The 24,944-nt window shown below is 39.8% G+C and carries 30 protein-coding genes; 5 read left to right on the forward strand and 25 right to left on the reverse strand.

Annotated elements, in window-relative coordinates:
• The 4 genes from NCCP133_RS00705 to NCCP133_RS00720 all read right to left on the reverse strand — a co-directional run.
• The coding region (locus NCCP133_RS00705; protein WP_264803049.1) for a GTPase at positions 1 to 628 on the reverse strand (628 nt) is incomplete at its 3' end.
• 265 nt (positions 629 to 893) lie between these two features.
• Entirely contained in the window at positions 894 to 1,079 is a 186-nt protein-coding gene (locus NCCP133_RS00710) for a capping complex subunit for YIEGIA (protein WP_264803050.1), read from the reverse strand.
• A 2-nt stretch (positions 1,080 to 1,081) separates the two neighbouring features.
• A complete protein-coding gene (locus NCCP133_RS00715; protein WP_264803051.1) occupies positions 1,082 to 1,972 on the reverse strand; it encodes a YIEGIA family protein in 891 nt (296 codons plus the stop codon).
• Entirely contained in the window at positions 1,969 to 2,577 is a 609-nt protein-coding gene (locus NCCP133_RS00720) for a YphA family membrane protein (protein WP_264803052.1), read from the reverse strand. The genes NCCP133_RS00715 and NCCP133_RS00720 overlap by 4 nt, the downstream gene beginning before the upstream one ends.
• Before the next feature lie 138 nt (positions 2,578 to 2,715).
• On the opposite strand from NCCP133_RS00720, the gene NCCP133_RS00725 reads away from it, so the two are divergent.
• A complete protein-coding gene (locus NCCP133_RS00725; RefSeq protein ID WP_264803053.1) occupies positions 2,716 to 2,859 on the forward strand; it encodes a YpzI family protein in 144 nt (47 codons plus the stop codon).
• Positions 2,860 to 2,915: 56 nt separating this feature from the next.
• Here NCCP133_RS00725 and fni read toward each other — a convergent pair whose 3' ends face one another.
• The 9 genes from fni to prsW form a co-directional block, all read right to left on the reverse strand.
• Positions 2,916 to 3,980 (reverse strand): type 2 isopentenyl-diphosphate Delta-isomerase, encoded by a 1,065-nt coding sequence (fni, locus tag NCCP133_RS00730; RefSeq protein ID WP_264803054.1) that lies wholly within the window; start codon positions 3,978 to 3,980, stop codon positions 2,916 to 2,918.
• A gap of 12 nt (positions 3,981 to 3,992) precedes the next feature.
• Complete coding sequence (gene rpsA, locus NCCP133_RS00735) at positions 3,993 to 5,132, reverse strand: 30S ribosomal protein S1 (RefSeq protein WP_264803055.1); 1,140 nt, start codon at positions 5,130 to 5,132, stop codon at positions 3,993 to 3,995.
• Positions 5,133 to 5,409: 277 nt separating this feature from the next.
• A complete protein-coding gene (locus NCCP133_RS00740) occupies positions 5,410 to 5,991 on the reverse strand; it encodes a lysophospholipid acyltransferase family protein (RefSeq protein WP_264803056.1) in 582 nt (193 codons plus the stop codon).
• On the reverse strand, positions 5,988 to 6,668 hold the full coding sequence (cmk, locus tag NCCP133_RS00745; RefSeq protein WP_264803057.1) for a (d)CMP kinase: 681 nt from the start codon (positions 6,666 to 6,668) through the stop codon (positions 5,988 to 5,990). Before cmk ends, NCCP133_RS00740 begins: the two co-directional genes overlap by 4 nt.
• Positions 6,669 to 6,808: 140 nt before the next feature.
• Positions 6,809 to 6,994 (reverse strand): YpfB family protein, encoded by a 186-nt coding sequence (locus tag NCCP133_RS00750; protein WP_442874227.1) that lies wholly within the window; start codon positions 6,992 to 6,994, stop codon positions 6,809 to 6,811.
• A 77-nt stretch (positions 6,995 to 7,071) separates the two neighbouring features.
• Positions 7,072 to 7,731, reverse strand: a complete 660-nt coding sequence (locus tag NCCP133_RS00755) for a flagellar brake protein (protein ID WP_264803058.1) — start codon at positions 7,729 to 7,731, stop codon at positions 7,072 to 7,074.
• A 123-nt stretch (positions 7,732 to 7,854) separates the two neighbouring features.
• Entirely contained in the window at positions 7,855 to 9,204 is a 1,350-nt protein-coding gene (ypeB, locus tag NCCP133_RS00760) for a germination protein YpeB (protein WP_264803059.1), read from the reverse strand.
• Positions 9,205 to 9,218: 14 nt separating this feature from the next.
• Positions 9,219 to 10,052 carry a spore cortex-lytic enzyme gene (gene sleB, locus NCCP133_RS00765; RefSeq protein ID WP_264803060.1) on the reverse strand — a complete coding sequence of 278 codons (834 nt, stop codon included), beginning with the start codon at positions 10,050 to 10,052 and terminating at the stop codon, positions 9,219 to 9,221.
• Between the two features lie 317 nt (positions 10,053 to 10,369).
• Positions 10,370 to 11,059, reverse strand: coding sequence for a glutamic-type intramembrane protease PrsW (prsW, locus tag NCCP133_RS00770; protein WP_264803061.1), 690 nt, complete (start codon positions 11,057 to 11,059; stop codon positions 10,370 to 10,372).
• A gap of 153 nt (positions 11,060 to 11,212) precedes the next feature.
• Between prsW and NCCP133_RS00775 the strand changes: the two genes are divergently transcribed.
• Complete coding sequence (locus tag NCCP133_RS00775; RefSeq protein ID WP_264803062.1) at positions 11,213 to 12,181, forward strand: asparaginase; 969 nt, start codon at positions 11,213 to 11,215, stop codon at positions 12,179 to 12,181.
• 39 nt (positions 12,182 to 12,220) lie between these two features.
• Here the strand turns inward: NCCP133_RS00775 and NCCP133_RS00780 are convergent, their stop codons facing one another.
• From NCCP133_RS00780 to NCCP133_RS00810, 7 genes are all read right to left on the reverse strand, one after another.
• Positions 12,221 to 13,198 (reverse strand): YpdA family putative bacillithiol disulfide reductase, encoded by a 978-nt coding sequence (locus NCCP133_RS00780; protein WP_264803632.1) that lies wholly within the window; start codon positions 13,196 to 13,198, stop codon positions 12,221 to 12,223.
• A gap of 132 nt (positions 13,199 to 13,330) precedes the next feature.
• Positions 13,331 to 14,605, reverse strand: coding sequence for a Glu/Leu/Phe/Val family dehydrogenase (locus tag NCCP133_RS00785; protein ID WP_264803063.1), 1,275 nt, complete (start codon positions 14,603 to 14,605; stop codon positions 13,331 to 13,333).
• Positions 14,606 to 15,077: 472 nt separating this feature from the next.
• Positions 15,078 to 15,671 carry a genetic competence negative regulator gene (locus NCCP133_RS00790; RefSeq protein ID WP_264803064.1) on the reverse strand — a complete coding sequence of 198 codons (594 nt, stop codon included), beginning with the start codon at positions 15,669 to 15,671 and terminating at the stop codon, positions 15,078 to 15,080.
• A gap of 109 nt (positions 15,672 to 15,780) precedes the next feature.
• Positions 15,781 to 16,686: a MerR family transcriptional regulator gene (locus NCCP133_RS00795; RefSeq protein WP_264803065.1), complete on the reverse strand. Its 906-nt coding sequence runs from the start codon at positions 16,684 to 16,686 to the stop codon at positions 15,781 to 15,783.
• Between the two features lie 83 nt (positions 16,687 to 16,769).
• Positions 16,770 to 17,540, reverse strand: coding sequence for a metallophosphoesterase (locus NCCP133_RS00800; RefSeq protein WP_264803066.1), 771 nt, complete (start codon positions 17,538 to 17,540; stop codon positions 16,770 to 16,772).
• A gap of 24 nt (positions 17,541 to 17,564) precedes the next feature.
• Complete coding sequence (locus NCCP133_RS00805) at positions 17,565 to 17,960, reverse strand: hypothetical protein (protein WP_264803067.1); 396 nt, start codon at positions 17,958 to 17,960, stop codon at positions 17,565 to 17,567.
• A 59-nt stretch (positions 17,961 to 18,019) separates the two neighbouring features.
• Complete coding sequence (locus tag NCCP133_RS00810) at positions 18,020 to 18,652, reverse strand: CBS domain-containing protein (RefSeq protein ID WP_264803633.1); 633 nt, start codon at positions 18,650 to 18,652, stop codon at positions 18,020 to 18,022.
• Between the two features lie 145 nt (positions 18,653 to 18,797).
• Between NCCP133_RS00810 and NCCP133_RS00815 the strand changes: the two genes are divergently transcribed.
• The 3 genes from NCCP133_RS00815 to cotJC all read left to right on the forward strand — a co-directional run bounded on the left by NCCP133_RS00815 (position 18,798) and on the right by cotJC (position 19,954).
• Positions 18,798 to 19,028 (forward strand): spore coat associated protein CotJA, encoded by a 231-nt coding sequence (locus tag NCCP133_RS00815; RefSeq protein ID WP_264803068.1) that lies wholly within the window; start codon positions 18,798 to 18,800, stop codon positions 19,026 to 19,028.
• On the forward strand, positions 19,025 to 19,285 hold the full coding sequence (locus tag NCCP133_RS00820) for a spore coat protein CotJB (protein ID WP_264803069.1): 261 nt from the start codon (positions 19,025 to 19,027) through the stop codon (positions 19,283 to 19,285). Before NCCP133_RS00815 ends, NCCP133_RS00820 begins: the two co-directional genes overlap by 4 nt.
• Positions 19,286 to 19,384: 99 nt before the next feature.
• Complete coding sequence (gene cotJC, locus NCCP133_RS00825; protein ID WP_264803070.1) at positions 19,385 to 19,954, forward strand: spore coat protein CotJC; 570 nt, start codon at positions 19,385 to 19,387, stop codon at positions 19,952 to 19,954.
• A 213-nt stretch (positions 19,955 to 20,167) separates the two neighbouring features.
• On the opposite strand, the gene NCCP133_RS00830 is transcribed toward cotJC, so the two are convergent.
• The 5 genes from NCCP133_RS00830 to NCCP133_RS00850 all read right to left on the reverse strand — a co-directional run bounded on the left by NCCP133_RS00830 (position 20,168) and on the right by NCCP133_RS00850 (position 24,915).
• Entirely contained in the window at positions 20,168 to 20,626 is a 459-nt protein-coding gene (locus NCCP133_RS00830; RefSeq protein WP_264803634.1) for a YpbF family protein, read from the reverse strand.
• Positions 20,627 to 20,743: 117 nt separating this feature from the next.
• Positions 20,744 to 21,481, reverse strand: coding sequence for a LysM peptidoglycan-binding domain-containing protein (locus tag NCCP133_RS00835; RefSeq protein ID WP_264803071.1), 738 nt, complete (start codon positions 21,479 to 21,481; stop codon positions 20,744 to 20,746).
• Positions 21,482 to 21,737: 256 nt separating this feature from the next.
• Positions 21,738 to 22,355, reverse strand: a complete 618-nt coding sequence (locus tag NCCP133_RS00840) for a CPBP family intramembrane glutamic endopeptidase (RefSeq protein ID WP_264803072.1) — start codon at positions 22,353 to 22,355, stop codon at positions 21,738 to 21,740.
• A 5-nt stretch (positions 22,356 to 22,360) separates the two neighbouring features.
• Positions 22,361 to 23,860 carry a RecQ family ATP-dependent DNA helicase gene (locus NCCP133_RS00845; protein ID WP_264803073.1) on the reverse strand — a complete coding sequence of 500 codons (1,500 nt, stop codon included), beginning with the start codon at positions 23,858 to 23,860 and terminating at the stop codon, positions 22,361 to 22,363.
• Positions 23,857 to 24,915, reverse strand: coding sequence for a helix-turn-helix domain-containing protein (locus NCCP133_RS00850; RefSeq protein ID WP_264803074.1), 1,059 nt, complete (start codon positions 24,913 to 24,915; stop codon positions 23,857 to 23,859). The genes NCCP133_RS00845 and NCCP133_RS00850 overlap by 4 nt, the downstream gene beginning before the upstream one ends.
• Positions 24,916 to 24,944 lie beyond the last annotated feature (29 nt).

Raw genomic sequence — 24,944 nt, forward strand, 5'->3', positions numbered from 1 at the left:
TTGTACCCGCAATATTGCTCACAATGACACGTTCCTCGCCAAGAATGGCGTTAACCATTGATGATTTTCCTACATTCGGACGGCCAATTAATGAAAACTTAATGACATCTTCACCATACTCGGCCTGTCCATGTTTCGGGAAATGTTTAGCAGCTTCATCCAGCAAGTCCCCGAGACCCAGCCCATGCGACCCAGAAATAGGAAACGGCTCCCCAAATCCGAGTGCGTAAAAGTCATAAATAAGATCTCTCATATCAGGGTTATCAATTTTGTTTACGCCCAGAACAACAGATTTTTTGGCTTTATACAATATTTTTGCAACTTCTTCGTCTGCAGCAGTAACTCCCTCCCTGCCATTTACAAGGAAGATAATGACATCTGCTTCATCTATAGCAATCTCAGCCTGAAGCCGGATTTGTTCCAAGAATGGTTCGTCGCCAATATCAATACCGCCAGTATCAATAATGTTAAAATCATGCGTCAGCCATTCCGCTGAGCTATAGATTCGATCCCTGGTTACTCCAGGAATATCTTCGACAATAGATATTCGTTCTCCTACAATTCTGTTAAATATCGTTGATTTTCCTACATTTGGACGCCCGACAATGGCCACAACCGGTTTTGCCATGAACATCACCCTTTCAATTCTTTATTCATAAGCTCTGCTAATTTTAATTGCTGATTTCCGCTAAGTTCCCAGGAGAGGCAAGTAAGCCATCCACGGCGCATGGTTTTTTGTTCAAAAGCGTTGCAGATGGCTGTCCACAAAAACCTTTAAGTTAAGCCATCCAAGCTTCCCTTTATAAAATAAACCCTTCTTAAGATAGAAGGGTCTAACTTAGATATTTTAACAAAGAGAAACCTTCCTAGCAATGAAAAACTTGGAAGCCTCTTCAATGCTTTACAATCACATATAATTCTTCTGTTAAAGCATGGGCAATTCCATCGAGAATTGCTTCAAGATTAGTCGCTACGATTTCCATTTCTTTTTTATCTTCACAATGGAAGACTGCTGCTCCTGAAGGTACTTTCGAAGGATTTGTGGTAATGACAGCAAGTATGTATTTCTCAAACACCATTTTTACTGACTTCCTTTCCCACTCGTTTGCCGTTCGGTAGGCATCCGAATTGCGTTTTCCAAGGTAGGCACCGCTTCGATAATTTTCAGAGCCTTTTCAACGTTTTTTTCTTGCGGCAATACAAAAACACCTACCCGCCCATCATCCAGGTCTCTTTTCGCAAGCGGTACTAATGCAGGCGTGCCAGAATCACGGTAGACTCCCAAAGCTGTAGATACATCGTGCAATATAGCCTGCCTTTGTCCGAGGTTGGCGATCGTTGACCGAGCATTAAAATTCTTTGGTTTTAAAATGAATCCCATTCCATATCTCAGGACTTCCTCTTGCCTTTCTGGAAGACCAATATTCATTATATAAATATTATCCACATATAATCCTGCTCCATCAAAACGGGGCTCCATAAATTCCACATCTACTATATCCTTCAGCTTTCCGCCTGCCATCAGTCCTTTTGAAATCACAATCGCTAACAGCGCTGCAGCAATTCCGCCCCAAATATTGAAAAGAAGGTATCCAAGCGTACTAACAAAAGATGTAAAAATAACAAGGTAGTTTCTGCTCTCAAAAGCGATGGCAATCCCTTCAATATACGTTTTCCCTCTTGATACTAATTCATAACTGTCCAATTCGGTCAGCGTATTCCTTTCCATATTTCTAACCTCTCTAAACTGTGATGCAGCAAGTGTCAGGAAAGTAATGGCGGTAAATTCCTCTTCCATAATTGAAGGAATGGCCACTGTTCCTAATCCTGCAGCAATAAATCCCAATGCAACATGAATAATCTTCCCATGCAGGTAGGTTGGATACTGCCGATAATCAGTCCTAAGCATATAAACTCTGGTTAATGTTCCTGCTGCCAATCCAAAAAGGATCGGGTATGTATATTCGCTCATGATAATTTTTGTTTCTCCCTTTCGAATTGTTTGAAGTTTGTTTCAAAATAAGAAGCGCTCCATTGAATGGCACCCCAAACAGCAGAAATAGCAGCAGATAGGGACATAATATCCAAAAACGCCAAAGAGCCGATCACATAAGGGAAGGAATATTGCCTTAAGATCAGCGCATATAATACCTCTCCCTGAATAGCTCCAAGCATCATAATCACAAACCTGAGATGCCTTTTTTTATGCAGGATAACCGCCATGTAAAAGAGCAGAAAGGCCAGCATCCACTTCCGAGGAAAAATTACCCACACAGGATCAAAAAGTTCGAATAAATGAAAGCTAACATAGGACAGCATCATAATAAATGTACAAAAAAGAAAATAAACTTTTTGCCTTTTCTTGAGGCGGCCGGTAAAAGTATAAAGAGTTCCGAGCAGCAGAACTCCCGCTAAGCTAAGTTCCACACCATATATTGAAATGGTATAAGGCGATAAAATGATGACAACCAAAAGCCACGCAGAAAATTTGAACCTATTATTACTTTCCCGTTCCATAAAAAAAGTTGCTGCAATCCAAGCCATCCAGGAGAACCAATAAAAAATTAAACCTTCCATCCTATTCCTCCTATCATTTCCATTATGTCTTTTTGATATGTAATTTAATCCTTTCCATAAAAGGTTTTCATGGAATGAATATATAAGCTGTATAAATTCTTAGTGCTGATTCATCTTAAGTAGAGGAGGTGTTTAATAATGGGCAAAGACAGACAGGAGAAGAAACTAAAGCAAAGCAGAAAAGTGGAATCCGATCGTGATCAAGCCCTTCATTATCCGGGAGCTTCAAAGCTTCAAAGCCCTGAAGAAGCCAGATCTTTAAACGACTCTAAATATAGTTAAGGATAATTATAATACAATAACAAAAAAAGCTCCCGTCACTTTGGACGAGAGCTTTTTTATTGAATTTTCCGCAAGCTAAATGATTTCGTATCAATCATGCGCTCACATAACCAGTGATGGGTATGGCCAGAAACGATTAAGGGAGCCTTTTGAAGCTGCTTTATATTTGATGCCCCTACGGCTGTCATAATTATTTTCAATTCATTATGTATATTATCTATTTCCTCTATTAATGATTCAAGCCCTTCTTTTATAAGGATTTTCAATAAATATCCTGCCATTCCTGCAGCTTCAGCTCCCAGTGCTATTGATTTGGCTATATCCAGGCTTGTTTGAATGCCGCCTGAAGCAATTATTGCGACATCATGCTTCTTGGAAGCTGCTTCTGCTTCTGCAATAGAGACAGCCGTGGGGATTCCCCATTCATTAAAGAAACTCAAGAACCTTTCCCTTCTTGCATTTTCAATGCGTGAAAAGTTAGTTCCGCCAAATCCTCCCACATCAACCGCACTAACGCCTATGGATGAAAGCTTCGAGACAGTTTCTTTATTCATGCCGAATCCGACTTCCTTCACTAATACAGGCACTTCAGAGTGCTGAACGATTTGCTCGATTCTTTTTAATGCTCCTCGGAAATCACGGTCTCCTTCAGGCATTGTCAATTCCTGAACAACATTTAAATGAATTTGTAAAGCGTTGGCCTCAATCATATCTACGGCTGCCTTTGCCTGATCAATTGTAGCCTCACTTCCTAAATTACCAAAGATGATGCCTTTTGGATTTTCTCTCCTTACTATTCGGTACGATACCATTTCAGCAGGATCTTTCAGGGCGGACATTTGGGAACCGACGGCCATCGCTAGGCCAGCAGCCCTTGCGGCAGCTGCAAGGTCCCTGTTAATTTGGACAGTTCTTTCACCGCCGCCTCCGGTCATCGCATTTATAAAAATTGGCGAACTTAATGAAAGTTCGCCAATCGAAGTGCCTAAATCAGCCTGATTAAGAAAAGAATCAGGTAGACTTTCGTGGATAAATGCTATATCCTCGAAACCTGTAAGACTTTTCTGCCCTGTTGCCAAAGCATTCTGAATATGGTCCCATTTTCTTTTTGACCTAGACACAATTTATCACCATTACTTTTTTAAATTCTTTAACTGATCGCCAATCATTTCGCCAAGCTGGAAGCCTTTTGTTTCCTCAGGAAGTTCATAATCAGTTACTTCTCCATTTTCTTTCTCCTGAAGTTCTTTAATGCTTAAAGACAAGCGTTGATCCTGCTCATTTACATCCAGCACTTTCACTTTAACTTCCTGTCCCTCACTCAGTACTTCATGAGGAGTGCCTATATGCTTATGAGCGATTTGAGAGATATGGACAAGGCCTTCTACTCCAGGGAACACTTCAACAAACGCACCGTATGATACAATTCTCTTAACAGTGCCATCAAAAGTGCTTCCTTTAGGTGCCTTTTCACTGATATTTTCCCAAGGTCCAGGCAATGTTTCCTTGATGGATAAAGAAATGCGTTCATTGTCTCGGTCAAGGCTCAGTACTTTTACTTTAACCTTTTGTCCTTCTTCTACAACATCTGATGGTTTTTCTACATGCTCATAGGATAGCTGGGAAATATGGACAAGGCCATCTATTCCTCCAATATCTACGAAAGCTCCAAAGTCAGTAATTCTTTGGACAGTTCCATCCAGAACCTGCCCCGCCTGAAGAGATTCAAGAACCTGATGTTTTTGCTTGCCTTTTTCCTCTTCAATAACAGCTCGGTGGGAAAGAATCAGACGATTCTTCTCTTTATCAAGCTCCACAATTTTAAATGTCATTGTTTTCCCTTTGTATTCAGTAAAATCTTCAACAAAGTGAGCTTCGACAAGGGAAGCAGGAACAAAGCCGCGTACACCAAGGTCTACAACTAATCCGCCTTTTACCACATCCTTGATTTCAGCTTCAAATACTTCACCCTCATTAAATTTCTTTTCTAGTGTTTCCCAAGATTTACCAGCATCAACTTTGCGCTTGGAAAGGATCAACGCTTCTTCTTCTACTTTTAAAACTTCAAGTTCAAGCTCTTCCCCTTCAGATACTGCATCACTTGCTTTTTCAATATGAAGGCTTGATAGCTCGCTGATCGGAATAATCCCATCCAGCTTGCTGTCTGCAATGTCAATAATGACCTGCTTCTCTTCTACCTTGGTCACTTGGCCTTTTACCTTGTCACCAACCTCAAAATTTTTCACTTCTACTTGGTTCATTTCCTCTGACATATGTATTCCTCCTTAATCCAATGGCTGCTTTCAAATTTTAAATCTGTATTCAACTGCCTGCCATCCAGGCAAGAACCCTGTGTCAGCAACATAAATACTCGAATGGCGTTTTAATGCAGGCTCGTTTCCAACTGTGTTGAATGTCTCTTTCTGTCCAAGTTTGAAAATTTAGTCAGCAAAGGACAGCCTTCTATATTTTTTCGAATATTTTCGCCTTTTTAAAAAATACCTTTTTACTAACTTCTTACAAAAGAAGTTTTTTGTCAAGCAAGAAGTTCTAGGAATTCTCCTCAATTAATTTACTGATTTCTGCCATGATCATTTCTGTCGTTTCTTCTGCGGAAGCTTTGCGATCCCGAAGCTCTTTCATATCAATTGGCTTTCCATAAACAACTTTTAGCTTTGAGAAAACTTTATAAGGACCAATGACGGCACATGGCATGACATATGCATCAGATCTAAGGGCAAAAAAGCCGGCACCGGCAAGCCCCTCCCCTAATTCTCCCGTCTTGCTTCTAGTACCCTCCGGAAACAGCCCTAAAACCTTTCCTTCCTTTAAGATCCCAAGTCCCTTCCTTAATGCTTCCCTGTCACTCATTCCCCTTTTAACTGGAAATGCGTTTAGATGCGGAACAAGTTTACCGAGTACAGGTACATTAAACAGCTCTTCTTTGGCCATAAAGTGCACTGGCCGCGGTGCATTTATCCCTACAACTGGAGGATCCAGGTTATCAATGTGATTGGAACATAGAAGCACTCCGCCTTTAGAAGGAAAGTTCTCCCTTCCAATCACCTCAAATCTATAAATTGGCTTTAAAGCACAATAGACGGCTGCTTTAGCAAAAGGATAAAGATTCACTTAAATCCGATCCTTTCATTGGCCAGGTCCATTATCTTTTCTACAACCTGTTCAATTGATAATGAGGTAGTATCAATCTCTACAGCATCTTCTGCTTTTTTCAATGGTGAAACTTCCCGCTCAGAATCCAGCTTATCCCTAAGAGAGATTTCATCCTTCAGCTTTTCAAGATCTGACTGAAAGCCTTTTTGAAGATTCTCCGTATGGCGTCGAATTGCCCTTTCATCCACAGAAGCAAGCAGGAATACCTTCACTTCCGCTCCCGGCAATACTTGCGTTCCGATATCCCGGCCATCCATTACTACACCGCCATTCTGGGCAAAGCTTTGCTGCCTTCTAACCATTTCCTTCCTTACAAGTTTGTGCATAGAAACGATCGATACGGTATTTGTAACTTCAGATGATCTGATTTCATTGGTAACATTATGACCATCTACATAGATTAATTGCCCCTTCAAGCCCGGCTGCAAATCTATAGTAGTGTTGGTCAGTATTTCCATTAATGACGTTTCATCCTCCAGGCTAACCTGGTTTTGAATAGCTTTATATGTCAATGCACGATACATTGCGCCGGTGTCGATGTATATGTATGATAATTTCCCAGCGACAATCTTGGCTACTGTACTTTTGCCAGCAGCAGCAGGACCATCTATTGCTATTGATATTTTTCTAGTCATATTTCCTCCTGTACGCCAGCTTTTTCAGGCTAGGTTTCTTCAGCTCTATTTTAACATAATAACGTGTTTTGGTGCATATTTATGCTGGTTTTAACATTAAGAATTCCCTCAAAAATAAAAAACAAGCAGGCGCCAGCCTGCTAGTAATTTTCACTGAATGTTTCGAGCAGCTCGGTAAAATTTTGATCTGTCACACCCTCATATTGTGTCAGCTGCTTCAGTTCGGGAAAAGCATTCAAATGATGAAAGAACAATTGAGTAAACAGCAAAAAAATAAACTGCACAATTATTAATTTTAGAATTATTCTCTCTACCGCTTTCATCATTGCCATCTCCTCAAGATAAGGATTAGTCTCATAGACTTCATCTTCTATTATGAGAAATGTATTTAAGAAATATTCCTTTAGATTTCAAGTCCTTTTTTCTTCATGGCCAACTGTCTGTCAAAACAAAAGCGAAGCAGCATCTGTCTGTCTTGCGGACTGATATCCATAAACTGACTCGAGATAAGGGTTCTTCCATTTTGAAAATCCGCGATCCTTATAATCTTGCTTTTCAGCTTTAAATAGTAAGTCTCGCCATTCTGCATCGGCAATATAAAATAAGTGAAAATGTGCATCTTTTCTTTTAAACGGCAGTTGTTCTCTCCAATGATCGCAGCCCCTCCAGCGCTGATGTCATCGGTCACAGACACAAATGGAGCAAACTCATTATTAGCGGAATAAACTGCTACATCAACTGAAGTTTCAATCCGTACATACTGGCGCCGCTGCACCTTCATTAAATTTTCATTTCCAGGATAAGAGAGGATCATCATTGGAATCTTTAGCTTAACCCTACCAAGAACTTCACTTTCAAAAAGGTAGACAGATCCGTCACTCCCTACAAAAGTGGCCTTTATTTGGGTCCCGTCCAATAGGAAGGCAGATTTTTTTGTTTCCTGATTGATCGGATAATCAATATAAAGGTGATTGCCTTCCCTCTCAACAAGTCTGCATTTATATTTCTCGGATTTATCAGAGTATTTAAGTTCTAGCGTCAGTACATCTCCAATATTAAGCATGCTGGCTACACTTCCCTAATCAAAAGGATAATCTTGTCATTTAATTATGACACGCAATAAAACATTCGTGCAACAGCATTATCCAAGAAAAAGAAGCAAAAAGGAAAGCCTTGTCGGCTTTCCCTATACAACATCTTCAAAAACAGGCTCTGCATTTTTAAGTTTTTCTACTTTTTCTTCTTGTCCTGATTCTGCATTAATATAGATTCTGTAGGTATCTTCTCCCAATGTGCCGAGGAACTCATAGCAAGAAACCTCTTGATTGATATCATTGATAATCACCGCACGCCGGTCTTCCATAACTTTTACCTGCGGGTTTATTTTACCCCTTGCTTCGTCCTTTGATATCGCAGGCCCAGGAATATCCCGCTGATGATGTGATTTTAAATAATCCTCTGCAGAAAAAGCAGTAATTTGGCCATCGTCAAGTGCTACCTTTACACGAATGGAATCCGGGTATATCCTAACACCATCTTGGTTGGAAACAAATGTAAATACTCCGAGATTGTCATACTGTGCACTTTCAAATAAGTCAAGATCCTTGAATTCATTATCTTTTAGAAATTTAATAGCATTGTTGCTTGCTTCGTTTAGACTAATTTTTTGCTGGGCAACTTCACGTTCCATTATAAACCATATTGGATAGCCGCCTTTTTTCGTTATATCCATATTCGCTTCTTCTTTAGATTTCTTGTTTTGTATGCTTACACTGAAAAATCCATAATCTGAACCTTTTCCATTTGCGGCAACTCTGACATTTACATCATTTCCAAGCTCTGCATATTTCTTGCCTATGCTGACTGCCTCTTTCTCTGTTATTTCTTCGCCCTCCAGGTACTTGTAGTTTTCATCTTTCTTCTGCATGTTTACAAAAGCTGGCCCGAAGTCCGTCTCACCATAGCCTTCAACTGTTTTTTCCACAGTTTTAAATCCGTCTATGATGGTATTGTCAGCAGCTTCCTGATTGGAAGCCAGGGCCATTTCCACATCCATCCATCGTAAATTCTTTTCCAAAACCATATGCTGAACCTTCCGTAAATCCTGCTGAACATCAGCAGACTGTTTATAAAGCTCCTTAAGAGTTTGATATTCCTTATCCGTTAATGGCTCCTTTTCCAAATCCCTTACTGCCGTACGATAGCTAAAATCCCCAATATTGGACAGGAATTCTTCGGTCTTATTGAATGGAAGAAGAGCCAGCGGCAACTGGCCAACATCTGAGTGGGCTTCTGAAGTTAATCTCCAGACCTCAGCCAGCTCCGGTGATAATGACGCTCTGGAGTTCATCGCCAAAGTTGTTCCGATTTTATCATGCAATAGGTCAATTTGGTAAGCTAAATCATGAAATGCCCTTTGATAATTATTTTCCGCATTAATAAGGATTGCATTTTTCTCCCGGTGCTCCTGATAGCCCCAAAAAGCTGTTCCGGCAACACCCAATGCAAGTACACCAATGAGAATACCTCTTAGCATAGTCGTTCACCCCTCTATTTACAGAATATATGCTTGCCAATACGCTTGATTTGAGGTCTTGTCCATATCCATCCGCTTGTGGCGGTATCTGGATTAAAATAATAAAGTGCTTCTCCGGTAGGATCCCACCCATTAATAGCATCCAAGACCGCATCCTTTGCCCTCTCATTTGGCGTAAGCCAAATCTGACCATCTGCAACTGCTGTAAAGGCTCGCGGCTCAAAGATTACACCCGAAACAGTATTAGGAAATGTTGCACTGTTTACGCGGTTTAATATAACTGCCGCAACCGCCACTTGCCCTGTATAAGGCTCGCCTCTGGCTTCACCATAAACAGCATTAGCCATTAACTGAATATCATTCTCCGAAAATCCGTTGGGCATGTTTGTGGCAGTTGGCTTTTTCGGCGGCTGCTGCTGTTGCTGTTGAGGTGCTGCTCCTCCTTGGGGCTTTTTCTGCTGTTCAAGACTAACGCCGCCATAATGGGTAAATTTATTGCCTTTATTAACTTGTTCTTTAACATATTGTTCATTATATTGGGATGCTTTTACCAGCTTGTTCTTTGTTTCCTGGCCTGCAAGACCGTCAATCGGAAGCCCGAATTCATACTGGAAATTCCTTAACGCCCAATAGGTTCCCCACCCAAAGACACCGTCGATTTTCCCATTGTAAAATCCCAGGTATTGCAGACGGGATTGAAGTTCAATAACATCATCCCCTACCGCCCCGTGCTGGATTACCTGATTGGAAAATGCGCTTGCTCTATCCACGTTTCCACTCATCGGAATTGCCAGGACACAAAGGGAGATTATGAGTAAAACCTTCGCTGCCAAAAAGTTCTTTTTCATGGATTATAACCTCCAAAAGTCAATCTTTTATTATTGACCCTATTTTTTGTAGTCTTTGGTTTTTTATTCAATAACTTGCTGCTTTTTAACACCTTTACTTTACTGACGATCTTTCTATTAAATTCACCTGTTGATTTTCGCTGCAGTTACATAGAGATTCGCAGGAATCTGACGCTCCTCGTTTCTTTCGCGATTACAGACATGCTGCGCCCGAAAGACATTGTATAAGCTCGTGATTTCACACCTTCCATTCCAATCAGCAGGTTGCAAAATCAGGATAAGTGTTAACACAGCCATAAAAATAAGAAAACTCCCCATTAGGAATGGAGAGTTTTCGGTATGTCCAATTGATTCTCAATGTGATTAATGCTATGGGCTCTTGCTTTTTTAACTTTTCTAAGTCCAAGCCACCAAAGAAAGATCATAAAAGGAACCATAATATAAAACCAATGTTCGAGTGAAATTAGGATATAGTCATAAATCCCATGAAGCAGGAAAGGCACAAATAATGAAAGAATTATCCACTTCTTGGTGGATGTTGCTGAGAATTTTCCTTTTCCTATATAATAACCCATGATGACGCCAAAAAGAGCGTGGCTAGATACAGGGAGCAGAGCTCTGCCTATTGCATGCTCGACTCCCAATGAGAGCAGATAAAAAATATTTTCAGCTGTAGCGAAACCAAGTGACACAGAAGCGCCATAAACAATACCGTCGTAGGGCTCATCAAACGTTATATGCTGATAAATTGTATAGAACAATATAAACCACTTAAAAAATTCTTCAAGCAGACTTGAAGATAGGAAAGCGTCCAGCAAGCTTGATTGAAGCACACCCTCAGTTTCAAGAACATATTGGATAAACATGATAGGAAACACAAGCAAAGCACCGAATAAAAAAGTCTTAAATACCATTGAAATAGGCTCTGACTCATATTGATCTTTTAAATAAAAATAGCTTAATAGCGCCAACCCAGGGGCGATGCCAGCAGATAATATACCCAGCATGAGCTGTCCTCTTTTCAATTTGTTTTCTTAATCGTATCATGATAGAGAAGTAATTTAAATGATTATTCAAATTTTGGAAAAAGAATATCTTTCTATTGGCTGCCGTATTTTAGATTTTTAGAAAGCAAAATCACAATTTTTTGGGGGATTATTATGGAAAAGAAAAAGATATTAGTTATTCATACCGGCGGAACCATTTCCATGAGCGAGGATGCTTCAACAGGGGCTGTCAAGCCAACAGACTACAATCCTTTAACTGAAAAGACAAAGGAGCTTTTATCACTTGCAGAACTACTGATAGAAGAACCTTTTCATCTCCCTTCACCACACATTACTCCGAAGGAAATGCTAAAACTGAAAGAAATCATTGAAGGGTATATTGCAAAAGAAGATATTTGCGGGGTGGTGATAACGCATGGCACCGATACGCTGGAAGAAACAGCATATTTTCTAGATATAACTGTTAAAACACACCTGCCAATTGTCGTAACTGGCGCGATGAGGTCCAGCAATGAAATTGGCTCTGATGGTTTGTATAATCTGATCTCTTCCATCAGGGTGGCAGCATGTGATGAAGCGAAAGACAAAGGGGTCCTTGTAGTCTTGAATGATGAAATCCATACCGCTGAAAATGTTACCAAGACCCACACAAGCAATGTCTCAACATTCCAAAGCCCGCAATATGGCCCAATCGGTATCGTTACAAAACAAGGAGTCTTATTCCACCATGCACCGACTAAAAAAGAATATTATCCTATTCTTCATGTAACCAAACGAGTGATCCTTATAAAAGCACACGCCGGAATGGATTCATCGCTGCTCATAGCCATCAGGGATTTGGATTTTGATGGAGTAGTCATTGAAGCACTGGGACAAGGCAACCTTCCACCCGCAACGATTCAAGGTATTAAAGCACTAACGGAGAAAAAAATCCCCGTCGTGCTCGTTTCTAGATGCTTTAATGGAATTGCGCAAGATGTGTATGGTTACGATGGAGGCGGGAAACATCTTAAAGAACTTGGCGTCATCTTTTCCAATGGTTTAAATGGCCAAAAGGCAAGAATCAAACTTCTTATTGGTCTTGAGAACCAGCAAAATATTGAAGGGATTTTTCAATTGTAACCAGGGATATAGATTATGAAGAAAGGCTGAACTCATAGTTCAGCCTTTCTTCATTTGACTTTCTTTTTCATCAATTGACCGGGCTATTAAACCTCCGTGAAAACGGCCATTCTCGATAAATATTTCGTTGGCGTTATTGCCGGCCGCTATCACACCTGCGATAAAAATTCCCGGAATATTCGTTTCCATTGTCTCAGGATTAAAGCTAGGCCGCCCTGTATCTCCCTCAATCTGTATTCCCATACTTCTTAAGAAGCCATGATCAGGATGATAGCCTGTCATTGCAAATACAAAATCATTTTTTATCTCTCGAATTTGATTTTCTTTCGTGTAAATAAGCTGATCTTGTTTAATCTCCTTCACTTGGGCACCAAATTCCATTTTTATGGTGCCATTCCGGATCAATGCTTCAAACTCCGGCAATATCCATGGCTTAATGCTTGGAGAATAGTCTGTTCCTCTATATATAACAGTCACTCTCGCACCCGCTTTGACTAATTCTATCGCTGCATCCACACTGGAATTTTTACCGCCTATAACTGCTACATCTTTGTCAAAGTAAGGATGGGCCTCCTTAAAATAATGGTAAACCTTTGGCAAGTCTTCACCTGGGACATCCATATAATTTGGATGATCATAATAACCAGTGGCAATTATGACATATTTCGCAGCATACTCCCCTTTGTCAGTTTGGACTTCGAAAAAATTATCTTGCTTTTTGCTGATTTTTAGTACTTTTTCAAAAGCATTAATATTAATATCTTTTCGTTTCGCAACTTCTCTGTAATAAGTTAAAGCCTGATTTCTTTTTGGCTTATAGTTTTCTGTAATAAAAGGCACTCCGCCTATTTCCAGCTTCTCACTGGTACTGAAAAATGTTTGATGTGTTGGATAGTGGTAAATCGCATTTACAATATTTCCTTTTTCGATTACTAGCGGATCTTTTCCTGTTTCTTGAATGGCAATGGCTGCCGCCAACCCACATGGACCCCCGCCGACGATAATAACGTCAATCATCAAGATATTCTCACTCCTTAGGTCAAAAACAAAAATGCACTGTAAAAAAATCTCCCATCATTCTATGATAGGAGATTTTTTATGATTATTCAAATGGATTACTTTTCTGCTAATAGAATGTTTCTTATATTTTTAGATCCAGCCGCGGAATCTTGAAGCTTCTGCCATTTTGCGGACCCCGACCATGTAAGCGGACAATCGCATATCCACTCTGCGTGTTTGGGCGGTCTGATATATATGATCAAATGATTTGACCATTACCTTTTCCAGCTTTTCTTCCACTTCTTCTTCTGTCCAATAATAGCCTTGATTATTTTGAACCCATTCAAAGTAAGAAACTGTAACACCTCCAGCTGACGCCAATACGTCAGGAACAAGCAGGATCCCTCTCTCCGTCAGAATTTGTGTCGCTTCAAGAGTAGTTGGTCCATTGGCAGCTTCAACAACAATGCTGGCTCTGATATTATGTGCGTTTTCTTCTGTAATCTGGTTTTCGATTGCTGCTGGGACAAGTATATCACAGTCAAGTTCAAGCAGCTCTTTATTCGTTATCGTATCATCAAATAGTTTTGTCACCGTGCCAAAGCTGTCGCGGCGATCCAGAAGGTAATCAATGTCCAGCCCGTTTGGATCATATAAACCGCCATATGCATCCGAAATGCCGACCACCTTGGCACCCGCATCATGCATGAACTTTGACAAAAAGCTGCCCGCATTTCCAAAACCTTGAACAACAACTCTTGCGCCCTTCAGATCAATGCCCTTTTTCTTGGCTGCTTCATGAATACAAATTGTAACGCCTCTAGCTGTTGCAGATTCCCTGCCATGGGAACCACCTAATACAAGAGGTTTACCTGTAATGAAGCCAGGAGAGTTAAATTCATCTATTCTGCTGTACTCATCCATCATCCATGCCATAATTTGAGAGTTTGTAAAAACGTCCGGAGCGGGGATATCTTTAGTTGGTCCAACAATTTGGCTGATTGCACGTACATACCCTCGGCTTAACCGCTCTAATTCACCAAAGGACATATCCCTTGGATCACAAACAATCCCGCCTTTTCCCCCTCCATATGGAAGATCGACAATTCCGCATTTTAAACTCATCCAAATTGACAGTGCCTTTACTTCCTTTTCCGATACATTCGGATGAAAACGAATACCGCCTTTAGTAGGGCCAACTGCATCATTATGCTGGGCCCGGTAGCCAGTAAAGATTTTTACAGTTCCGTCATCCATCCGAACAGGAATTTTGACCGTCATCATGCGAATTGGCTCTTTTAAGAGCTCATATACTTCATCAGGATATCCCAGCTTCTCCAACGCCTTATGTATGACAGTTTGCGTTGATTTCAAAACATCTAATTTTTCAGCTTTATTTGAATCAGTACCTTTCTCGGCTACCATTTGTAAACCTCCTAGAAAAATCACTTTCAATAGTTGTCCGCTTCCATGGAATAGTATACACTTTTGCTTAATTAATGCAAGAATAATACTGCACTTTTCCGCACTTTTTGATATTTTATTGAAACCGTTGCCAATGTTGATTTTAAAGGGAATTTTCTGTTTATCCTATTCCCTTTTTTCCCTCTTGCACTCAAAGAAAACCTCCATTTTCAAGCCGGGATTCCCATGGAAAGGAAAGGCAGTTTCACAGATTTAAGAGTTCTTTTACTTATCCTTGTTTTACCCCAATTTCTCATGTTTCATGAGTATTTAAAAGAAAAGCATTGTAATAAGAAAAACGCAAGGCCTTGCCCACCCCCAAAAAGCACAAGACGGGCCTTACAGAAGGGCATTTTTTGCCTTTTTGGAAGTATCGGCTTGTGACCCGAGGGGGTAGGCTGCTTGCGCTGGACAGTTATCGGCTTTCAAATTTTTATACTTTCTTACTCTGTGAAAAAAACTCAATAAGTTTTTTTACTGCTTCTCCTTTTATGATCAATTTGCCATATTCGTGTAAAAGGTGGGGACTTGTCAATGAAGGATTTCCAAACTCAGCTAATATTGCAATCGCCCGCTGAATATCCTCACCGGAAATATCATCAGCATGGTAATAATATCTTTCCTTATATGCATATAGACTCCCTGTGTCAATATGAACAATGTGAAGCCTTTTAGCCATATCGATGACATCTTCAATGTCCTGAAATTCAAATAAGATATCCTCGGTGCCATCGACCGTTACTTGCATTTCAATAAACCCATCCTCTAGGAGCTCTTCATCCAAATGCTCATCCATGGTTACAATCATGACCATACCTTGCGCCTGCATTGAAAAAATTTCTACCGCAACTGAACCTTGAATATCAACACCAAACTCCTCACTTGCTTCTTCAAGCATCTCATGGAACAGCTGATGCCATTTTAAAGAGTCTTTCCAGACATCTTCCTTTGTAAGTCCTCGCTCTGTTAAGTCATCTAATGTTAGAAAGATTTTTATCTTATTACTATTTAAACGTTCTAAGCGCATAATAAGCCCCCTGCCCTGAACCAACTCTTTGATTTAGTGTATGATATTCACAAAAATTTGTGAGTCGTCTTCCTTTTAAATGCGGGCAAAAATACGGCTATTTGCACGGCTAAGGTAAGTGCCTTTTTATCCATTTTTCCCAGTCTTCCTTTGACCTTCCAGGAATGAATTTCTTATATCTTTCTTTCTCTTCCCCAGGAATGCTCTGAATAGCGAAGCCTCCGACCCCCACATTTAGGGTCCCATACATTTCAGTCAGCTTCTCTGACAGTGCAAGAGTTTCGGGGACATTTGCCTTCATAGTACAAGAAAAGAATAAAAACTTTGGCTTTACGATATCGACTACAGTATAAATATCCCCGTCTGCAATGCTTGGCCCCAAATAGACCACTTCAAAGCCATTCCTTCTTAAGTATAAAGTAAAGATCAAAAGACCCAGTTCATGAGCCTCTTTCGGACCGCAAACCGCAACTGCTTTTGGCAATAGGGAATTATGGGGAAAAGAATGCAGAATCATCCCAATCCTGGACCTTAAAATAGATGATGCAAAGTGTTCATGTGCACTTGTCATTTTGCCATCTTCCCAGAGATTTCCAATCTTTACAAGCAATGAGGCTAATATGTCAACTAACACCTTATCAATGGTAAATATGCTAAACGCCTGGTTAATTAAATCATGTGCCTTGGCCTCATCGAATTGCAGCAGTGATTCCAGCAGTTCAGTTACTATGATGCTGCATCTGTCACCTTCCTTTTCAAACTGAAGAGGCTCTGTATTTAATTGATTGTTTTCAAACAGTGAAACTGCCTGGCTAATTGAAAAACCTTGGTTTACCTTATGCAGCAGCCACTTTAGAATTCTTACGTGCCCTTCTGTATAAAGCCTGTGGCCAGATTCATTTCTCTTAGGTGCAACAATTCGATAGCGCCTTTCCCATGCCCTTAAAGTGCCTGGCTGAATGCCGAGCATTTTTGATACAGCCTTGATATTATATTTTCCTTCTTCATGTGACATGCTCAGCCCTCCATTCACTAATAATTATAGAAGTTAGCTATATATGTGCAAATTTTGACATGGTTTTGAATAGCCTTCATGAATTAACCAAACTTTATTGTGATGAAATGGGTTTCAGCTTTAGCACCAAGCCGAAGTGGCACACCAGTTGTTCCGTAGCCATTGCTGATTAAGATGGTTGTTTGCGGCAAGACCTTAACCCGTCCCTTTTCATAAGGGCTGTACCCTAATATATGGATTTGCCCGCCATGCGTGTGCCCGCTCAGCACCAGGTGAATATTATGTTCTTTTTCTATCTCATTTACGATTCTGGGATCATGGCTTACCAGCACACGGAAGCCGCTTAAACCTGCATCTGAGAGGGCGAGATCCAGCCTATCCCTATCTTTGCTAAGATCATCTGTTCCCATTAGAACAAACTTATCACCCACTGGTGACTCAAAGGATAAAGCTGTGTTATCCAGAATTTTTACACCACACTCCACAAGCAGTGCATCAAGCTCATGATAATCCACTTCGTAATCATTATTTCCCCAAACAAAATATACCGGTGCTGCTTTCATTAGCAGCAAGACATTTTTCTTAACTTTTTCAAAAGAGACTCCCTTTTCCAGCAAATCTCCGCCGATAATGACCATATCAGGTTTTTTCTCTTTGACTTCATCAATCATCTTTTCGGAAATAAGCCGCCTATGAATATCCGAAATAAAAAAAAGCTTTACTTCTCCGAAGCTATCCGGGAATTCGGAGAAAGAAAGCTCTTTATATAAAACTCTGTCCGCGAAAGCCTCCATATACATGTATATCAATAATCCTGCACCGCCGATGAAAAATAAAGCAATTAAATAAACCATAATTCCTCCTGCGTTAAATCTTCTTTATTTATAATCCTCAGCAAAATTCAATTTCTTGAAATCTAAAGAAATAATACCATAGATTACCGAGAAAAAGAAAAGCCCAATCGTTTCCCATATTGAAATGGATGACAAAATAAAAAAGCTTATAATAATTGTTAAACTAATCAAAAGTTCAGGGAGCTGTGTTTTATTATTTTTTATTAGCGAGATTGTTAATTCAATACCCCTTCTGATCAGTTCAGCGTTTGCCAGAAAAGAAATAATAAAAAATACCATACCCAAGAAAAAACCGCCCGGTTCCAATACGAAGATGACAATCATATCTGATAAGCTCATCGGGACCGATAAAGGAAAAACCTTTATAAATAAAAAACCGCTTATTAAGCCAGTCAATAGCTTCAACACCTGATAATACACAAAAATCCCTCCCATACAAATTGTATGAGAAGGAACTGTATTGTTGACTATATTCAGGATTAATCTTCTGTAATATCCAAGACACGGAAGCCTGATTTCTCGAGTTTGCTGATAAATTTATTCAGGTTGTTGTTTTTCTCAACTTTCATTACAATTCTGCGGACCAGTTTATCGGTTTCATCAAATGTAACCAGGGATATAATATGCTCATGGAAATAATGGGCAATTTCTGCCAATCTAGCAATCCGGCCTTCTGATTCTACAGATGTAAAGGCAATTCTAACACCTGAACGATTTGTGCCAAAAGCAGACTGGAATTGGGCAAGTACATCGAAGCGAGTAACAATTCCCAGGAATTTCCGTTTTTCTCCAAGTACGGCAAGAAGTGGAAAATCCTTCAAAGCCATTAACGTTTTTTCGAAAATTTCATTCCCCTCAAGAAATTGCTCCTGATGAGCGGCAATTTCTTTCACTAATGTTGCACTCATAAAATCTTCCTTTATTTTTCCTGCTGAAAAGAAGTTCTCATATATAGCATATCTGGTGATAATTCCTGCATATTGATCTCCTTCTACTACAGGAAGTCCATCAATTTGATGCTCATCGAGCTTTGCCAGCGCTTCTTTTAAAGTTTCATCCTGACCAATTGTATAACAAGCGTGATTGGGTATCATGATACTTTTCACAAACATTGCCATCACCTCAAAGTAATTAATATGTCCCATTTATAATTACGCCATCTTTTGTGATATCCCCTTTTTTTCTATTATAAAACAAACATGAATTCCTAATAACACTCATAAAATTGAATGACGCACAATTAAGGAGGGATTAAATATGAACACGCTCCGTAAAACCTGGCACCCTTACGTAAGCCCTTTTGATCCATGCAAACCAATAACTGTGAAAAGCTATTCAACTCCTCCAAATCTTTATATGGGCTTTCAGCCGCCAGGCCTTGAACAATTCACACCTATGCAAGCTTTACGGGCAGGCACCTTATGGAAAGCTTTTTACGATCCCTGGTACAGTCCTTATGAAAAGGCTAGAGAGGGGCAGCAGCCATGAAACAAATGCCAGCTGAGTACTACCAGCTTCTCGAGCAGCTTCAGGCAGTCGATTTTGTGTTAGTGGATTTGACTCTATATCTTGACACCCACAATAACGATGCAGACGCCATAAAGCAATTCAACCACTTTGCAAAAGAACGGAAAAAGCTGAGAAATACAATTGAAAGCAAATATGGGCCTTTAATGCAATTCGGCCACAGCTATTCAGGCCAGCCTTGGAATTGGGACGATGCTCCATGGCCATGGCAAGTTTAATAATTGACCAAGCGCCTTCAAATGAAGGCGCTGATAACTGATTACGTATTAAAAAGGGTAATAAAGTAAAGCAAAAGTTCAGGGAGGGGTTGAAAAAAGATGTGGGTATATGAAAAGAAATTGCAATATCCAGTCCGGGTTAGTACATGCAACCCGATGCTGGCCAAGTTTTTGATAGAGCAATATGGAGGCGCTGATGGGGAACTTGCCGCCGCTCTCAGGTACTTAAATCAGCGCTATACAATACCAGACAAGGTTATTGGCCTATTAACAGACATAGGCACTGAAGAATTTGCTCACTTGGAAATGATAGCTACCATGGTTTATAAGCTAACCAAGGATGCCACCCCGGAACAAATGAAAGCAGCAGGGCTCGACGCTCATTATGCTAACCATGATAACGCCTTGTTCTATCATAATGCTGCAGGTGTGCCTTGGACTGCTTCGTATATTCAGGCCAAGGGAGATCCTATTGCAGATCTTTATGAAGATATTGCGGCAGAAGAAAAGGCCAGAGCAACTTATCAGTGGATAATCAACATGAGCGATGACCCAGACTTGAATGATGGACTGCGCTTTCTAAGGGAAAGGGAAATTATTCATTCACAGCGATTCAGGGAAGCGGTAGAAATCCTTAAAGAAGAGCGGGATAAGAAAAAGTTCTTTTAACATACTTATATAAAAAAAAAGCGGAAGGCCTTGCCACCCCCAACTTGTGACCTTGACGGGGCAGGCGCTCCTCCAAAAAGCTTCCGCTTTTAATTTTGCGATGATGAAGCTGTCGAAGTGTTCCTTGTGGAGCTAAACAGTTATCTGAGTTCAAAACGTCTTACTTTGCAAAAAAGAAGCAGTTGTGGCTGCTTCTTTTTTGATGATTCCCAGCTATTTATTTTCATGATAAAGATTAATATCATAATTTTTCTTCATCATTTCAAAAACGGTATGCCGATTTTTCCATTCATCTTCTTTTTTCCACAGATCTTTGCTCTTATCGATAATTTCACATCTTAAAGCATGAAATTCTTTTTCAGCCTTCTCCCTTTTTTCTCTCAGCAAATTCATCAGCCCGTAAAAGCCAACCGTAAAAACAAGCAAATAGAAATTTGCAGAATGGTTGACAAAAGCTGAGAACATGGAGGCGAAAGAATAGGAAAAAGGCTCCATTACTGTTTTGTATATATACAGAAAGAATAAAAATAAAATAAAAACAGTTGCCCACATGGAAATCAAATGCCAGGATTTGAACTTATCAAACTTTTGCTTTCTCTCCACAACTTTTTCAAGCATTTTTCGTGTAGCCTGATCGGTTCGGTCATCAAGCATTCTAATCGGCGACTCCAACATTCTCCCTCCTCTTTCATAATAATGTATGAGCTTGTACTACATTATATGACTGGATAGGCAAAACCATTTCAATCTGCAGGAGTGCTTTCAACCTAGGAATTTTTGAAGATGAACCTATTGATTCAGCGGTACTTTTAAAACTTGGCCTGTCTGAATTTCGTTCGATTGCAAGTTATTAGCTTGCTTGATAATGTCAATGCCTGCCTGTGATTTATAGTAATTCATGGCTATTCGAAAGATGGTTTCCTGTGGCTTAACCGTGTGATATATGATTTTCCCTTCTGTCTTTGGCTCTTCCTGACCCTTTATTTTCTCTGAGTTTTCTGCAGCAGCTTTTTCTTTTTCAACCTCTTTTTGCTGTTCTTCCTGCTTTAGCTGAACTGCAGAACCCTTATCTTCAGAATCATCGATCTGTGAAGAAGTTTGAGTCTCAAGATGCTTTTTTTCTTCCACATATTCTTCGGAGAAAGCCTCCTGCCCAGGGGAGCCCAGCTCTCCACTTTCTTCTCTTACTTCTATGGTTGTCCCTTTGTCAGCATCTCTTGGCGCATACCCAACCGTTTCAAAACCTGTTTCAACTGAAGCAGCCTCTTCCGCAACTCCCATGCCCTTCTCTTTGCTTAGATAACTATAGATACTGAAAATGGTAATGGGAAGAAGGATATAAAACAGAGAGAGCAATCGGATTACAGGGTATTTAACTTTCCATTTATTCTTGTTCCTCTTTTCCTGGTGAATCCTGCTTCTAGGAGGCAAGGCAGCTTTTTGTCCACTGCTATCCGACTCTAGCTTTCTATCAATCTTCCTGCGAAGCCGTTCAGCTTGATCCCTGTACGGGCCTTCTTTATTCATGTAACATCCCTTCCTGTAAAAATATTCATAAGAAGCAATTTTAATTTTGTGGCTTTAGTGTTGGTCGGCTACTGTCCTGTGTATTCTAGAACTTTTCAGCGCGTGTTCCGGAAGCCAGCTCCCCAAAACATACTTTTCCCGCTGGACTTGTATTATGCCTTCCATGAGTCAACATCGTTCGCATGAGACTCGCTCCGATTCAATAAAGCTGATGCCAAATCAAAATGGCTTTTACAAGCCTCTAAATGGTCCTTTGTTAATTGATTCCACTCTTATCACTAACACTCTCGTCAATGGTTCTAGAATGGCTTATTCGTATCATGACTCCCAACAAAAAGTCAATAAGGAAGTGCATTATTATCGTAACAAGCAAATTTTCTGTTACAAGATAAATATAACCTATAAAAAAGCTTAATGTAATGATATTTATAAACAAAAACCAATTAAATAAGTATCTATAATGAACAAGTGCAAAGATAAGGCTTGAAATAGCCAGGCCGAAGTGTGTCTGAATAATACCTCTGAACAATAATTCTTCGCAGAAAGCAACCACTGCAGCTATTATTGCAATATGAAGCAGGCTGCGTTTTTTGAAAATACGTTCATTCAATCCACCATCATCATACAGGGATTCCGGGAGCAGCTTCATCATGATTAGATCAAATGCAACAACTCCCACTCCCGCCGTTCCCCCCACCAGGAGGATGTTTAAGTCATTCCACCTAAACAGGTCTAAAAAATCTGAGAGACTATCGAATAATAAAATACCTAGAATAAAAGAAATGATTAATAACAAAATTTGCGTAATATAAAGATGAAACAATAGCTCTTTATCAGTCAAATCCCTTATAATGTCTGTATAATTTTTCTTCATTTTATTCACTCGCCAGGAATTAGGAGCGCCTGTAAATGATTCTTCCAATCATATAGGAGATTTTCCTGATTTTCTTTATTATTTTTTTGTGTAAAAAAGTTAAATTCTAAGCCACAAATATCACAGCAATTTTCAATAACTTCTGTCTTTTTCTCATTGAAATGAGAGAGAATATGTTGTCGGCGACATTTATTGATGCTGATCCATCTATAAACTTCTTCAATACTTTGCCTCTTTGACTCCAGCCTAATCTGATTATAAGTCTTCATTTCATCAAAGATTCGTTCAATTTCGAGTCCCATTTTGTATTTTCGGTGAAATGAATCCTCAAAAACTCTCCACTGGGTTTCTGTTAAACCGGAAAGAAGCCTGATTTGTTCTTCATATTGAGAAAGATTGGCCAATACCCCTTTATTCTCTTTTAGCCACCCCTTGATCCAATCTAGCTGGATTCCATCAGGCACTTCACTTTCAGCGAGCTGATAAGGAAGCTGTTCATCACCTGGGGCATAGAGGAAAATGGCAATACTATTATCTCCGTCTCTTCCAGCCCGGCCAATTTCCTGCAGATAAGATTCCATCTGAAGGGGCATATGAAAATGAATGACATAACGAATATTTTCTTTATTGATCCCCATCCCAAATGCGCTTGTGGCACATATCAAATCAAGCTGTCCATGGATAAACTGCTGCTGAACCAGGATTCTATTTTCCTGACTCATTCCTCCATGATATGACATCACTCTGCCAATTCCATGTTTTTTCAGGTGTTCAGCAGTCTGTTCTGCCATCTTTTTGCTGGAAAAATAAATAATTCCCGGACCTTGAAGGCGTTTAGTCAGTTCGACCAGCCTTTCGTTTTTTTCACGATAGCTGCTTAAATGTTCTACTTTTAGTGAAATATTGGGGCGGTCAACAGAAAAAATAAATTCATTACTGCTTGTTATATATAGCGATTTTTTAATATCTTCTTTTACCTCGGGCGTGGCTGTAGCAGTCAAAGCCATTGTAAGCGGTCTTCCAAGCTGCTTTCTTATCTCGCCAAGCTTAAGATAATCCGGCCTGAAATCGTATCCCCATTGCGAAATACAGTGGGCTTCATCAACCACAAACAAAGCAATTTTCAATTTTTTCAACCGATTGAGGACTGCTTCAAAATGGAGCATTTCGGGTGAGATAAAGATAAATTTATATTTGCTTAAATTCATAAGGGACTGCTTCTTTTCCTCATGGGTTAAAAAAGAATTGAAAGCAATCACTTTTTTTTCCCCATTCAGCATTAACTGCTCAGCTTGGTCCTGCATTAAGGAGAGCAAAGGTGATATGATAATCACCTGGCCCTCAAGCAAATAACCAGGAAGCTGGTAGCAAAGAGATTTTCCTGTACCTGTCGGAAGCATAGCAACAGTACTTTTTCCGGAAAGCACGGACGTAATAACTTCTTTCTGGCCAGGCCTAAAAGATGCATAGCCAAATCTTTGCTTTAATATCGTTTCTAATTTCATTTTCCTTCTCCAAACCTTGCCAATACTAATCTTATCTCAAAATATTCCGCTTGAGGAATTAATTGGCGAATATGTTTTAACTGCCTTGAATTAGAACGGTGTGCTGCATGCAGGATAGATTCCTGTATGTTATTCGAAACGTATGGTGTAATATCAAAACCGCTTACATTTAATGCTAATTCAACCACATGGTCTTCAATTGTGCTTCTCTTAAGCCTTCTAATCTTGGCTATTTCATCTATGCTTAGACCCTGGTTTAAAAGATTATAGGTTTTCTCCGTTGACAGTGTTAAAGGGATTGACTCATCTAGTCCCGACAATACTTTATCCATTAAAGGAAAACTGCCCGGGTTCCTTCCAACGCATTCCATCAAGTAATGAAGTGCTGCGAGAAACTGAATACGATAATAAGCCAGACCTAGCCCCAGCTGTTCTGCAGCCTGTTCAGCTGTAAGGCCAATCCGATTATGGCCGGTAAGCCTTAATGTAAGAACCGCAGGACTTATATCGCAAAGACCCTCAAAACATTTCAGAAGTTCTTTATATAAAATAATGCCAACTTCATTCCTTGCAGATCCTGAAGTTAAGAGAAAACTTTTTAACCATTTATGTATTGATGTTTTTTTCTGAACCGGAAGATATTTAGTATGATGATTATTCAAATGTGATATTACCTGAACGAGAAGAGAAAGCCTGCCCCAAAATACATCTGTGGATTTATGATGTTTCCAGCCGTTCAGGGAAGTAGGAAGAGGGCATTTTAAAAGAACATCCTGCAAAATTCTTTCCCCTTCTGGTGTTATCGTATAATGGCCAATTTCATTGTTACTGATCCAGCTTTGTCTTTCCATGTCTTCAGTATAACGATCCAGTTCATCCCGGGATAATTGCTCAAATGTCTTAAATAAACGGGTTAACTGAAACAAATGGGCATCCTGGATCGTTTGCGAAGATTTCTTGCCATTTAGTAAATGCAAAATGGAATAAATCGTCCTTTGGCCCTGCAATTTTTTCAGACAATATAATATGATGATTTGTAAGTATGCTCTTTTCATGTTTTCCACCTTATCAGCTGCTGTAAATT

The sequence above is a fragment of the Cytobacillus sp. NCCP-133 genome (assembly GCF_026011715.1).
In the GTDB taxonomy this organism is placed as follows: domain Bacteria; phylum Bacillota; class Bacilli; order Bacillales; family Cytobacillaceae; genus Cytobacillus.

Bases quoted from the DNA above. Each gene is read 5' to 3' on its own strand.
- NCCP133_RS00710 (WP_264803050.1), bottom strand. From the start codon at position 1,079: ATGGTGTTTGAGAAATACATACTTGCTGTCATTACCACAAATCCTTCG.
- NCCP133_RS00715 (WP_264803051.1), bottom strand. From the start codon at position 1,972: ATGAGCGAATATACATACCCGATCCTTTTTGGATTGGCAGCAGGAACA.
- NCCP133_RS00720 (WP_264803052.1), bottom strand. From the start codon at position 2,577: ATGGAAGGTTTAATTTTTTATTGGTTCTCCTGGATGGCTTGGATTGCA.
- NCCP133_RS00725 (WP_264803053.1), top strand. From the start codon at position 2,716: ATGGGCAAAGACAGACAGGAGAAGAAACTAAAGCAAAGCAGAAAAGTG.
- rpsA (WP_264803055.1), bottom strand. From the start codon at position 5,132: ATGTCAGAGGAAATGAACCAAGTAGAAGTGAAAAATTTTGAGGTTGGT.
- cmk (WP_264803057.1), bottom strand. From the start codon at position 6,668: ATGACTAGAAAAATATCAATAGCAATAGATGGTCCTGCTGCTGCTGGC.
- NCCP133_RS00750 (WP_442874227.1), bottom strand. From the start codon at position 6,994: ATGATGAAAGCGGTAGAGAGAATAATTCTAAAATTAATAATTGTGCAG.
- NCCP133_RS00755 (WP_264803058.1), bottom strand. From the start codon at position 7,731: ATGCTTAATATTGGAGATGTACTGACGCTAGAACTTAAATACTCTGAT.
- ypeB (WP_264803059.1), bottom strand. From the start codon at position 9,204: ATGCTAAGAGGTATTCTCATTGGTGTACTTGCATTGGGTGTTGCCGGA.
- sleB (WP_264803060.1), bottom strand. From the start codon at position 10,052: ATGAAAAAGAACTTTTTGGCAGCGAAGGTTTTACTCATAATCTCCCTT.
- prsW (WP_264803061.1), bottom strand. From the start codon at position 11,059: ATGCTGGGTATATTATCTGCTGGCATCGCCCCTGGGTTGGCGCTATTA.
- NCCP133_RS00775 (WP_264803062.1), top strand. From the start codon at position 11,213: ATGGAAAAGAAAAAGATATTAGTTATTCATACCGGCGGAACCATTTCC.
- NCCP133_RS00780 (WP_264803632.1), bottom strand. From the start codon at position 13,198: ATGATTGACGTTATTATCGTCGGCGGGGGTCCATGTGGGTTGGCGGCA.
- NCCP133_RS00785 (WP_264803063.1), bottom strand. From the start codon at position 14,605: ATGGTAGCCGAGAAAGGTACTGATTCAAATAAAGCTGAAAAATTAGAT.
- NCCP133_RS00790 (WP_264803064.1), bottom strand. From the start codon at position 15,671: ATGCGCTTAGAACGTTTAAATAGTAATAAGATAAAAATCTTTCTAACA.
- NCCP133_RS00795 (WP_264803065.1), bottom strand. From the start codon at position 16,686: ATGTCACATGAAGAAGGAAAATATAATATCAAGGCTGTATCAAAAATG.
- NCCP133_RS00800 (WP_264803066.1), bottom strand. From the start codon at position 17,540: ATGGTTTATTTAATTGCTTTATTTTTCATCGGCGGTGCAGGATTATTG.
- NCCP133_RS00810 (WP_264803633.1), bottom strand. From the start codon at position 18,652: ATGTTTGTGAAAAGTATCATGATACCCAATCACGCTTGTTATACAATT.
- NCCP133_RS00815 (WP_264803068.1), top strand. From the start codon at position 18,798: ATGAACACGCTCCGTAAAACCTGGCACCCTTACGTAAGCCCTTTTGAT.
- NCCP133_RS00820 (WP_264803069.1), top strand. From the start codon at position 19,025: ATGAAACAAATGCCAGCTGAGTACTACCAGCTTCTCGAGCAGCTTCAG.
- cotJC (WP_264803070.1), top strand. From the start codon at position 19,385: ATGTGGGTATATGAAAAGAAATTGCAATATCCAGTCCGGGTTAGTACA.
- NCCP133_RS00835 (WP_264803071.1), bottom strand. From the start codon at position 21,481: ATGAATAAAGAAGGCCCGTACAGGGATCAAGCTGAACGGCTTCGCAGG.
- NCCP133_RS00840 (WP_264803072.1), bottom strand. From the start codon at position 22,355: ATGAAGAAAAATTATACAGACATTATAAGGGATTTGACTGATAAAGAG.
- NCCP133_RS00845 (WP_264803073.1), bottom strand. From the start codon at position 23,860: ATGAAATTAGAAACGATATTAAAGCAAAGATTTGGCTATGCATCTTTT.
- NCCP133_RS00850 (WP_264803074.1), bottom strand. From the start codon at position 24,915: ATGAAAAGAGCATACTTACAAATCATCATATTATATTGTCTGAAAAAA.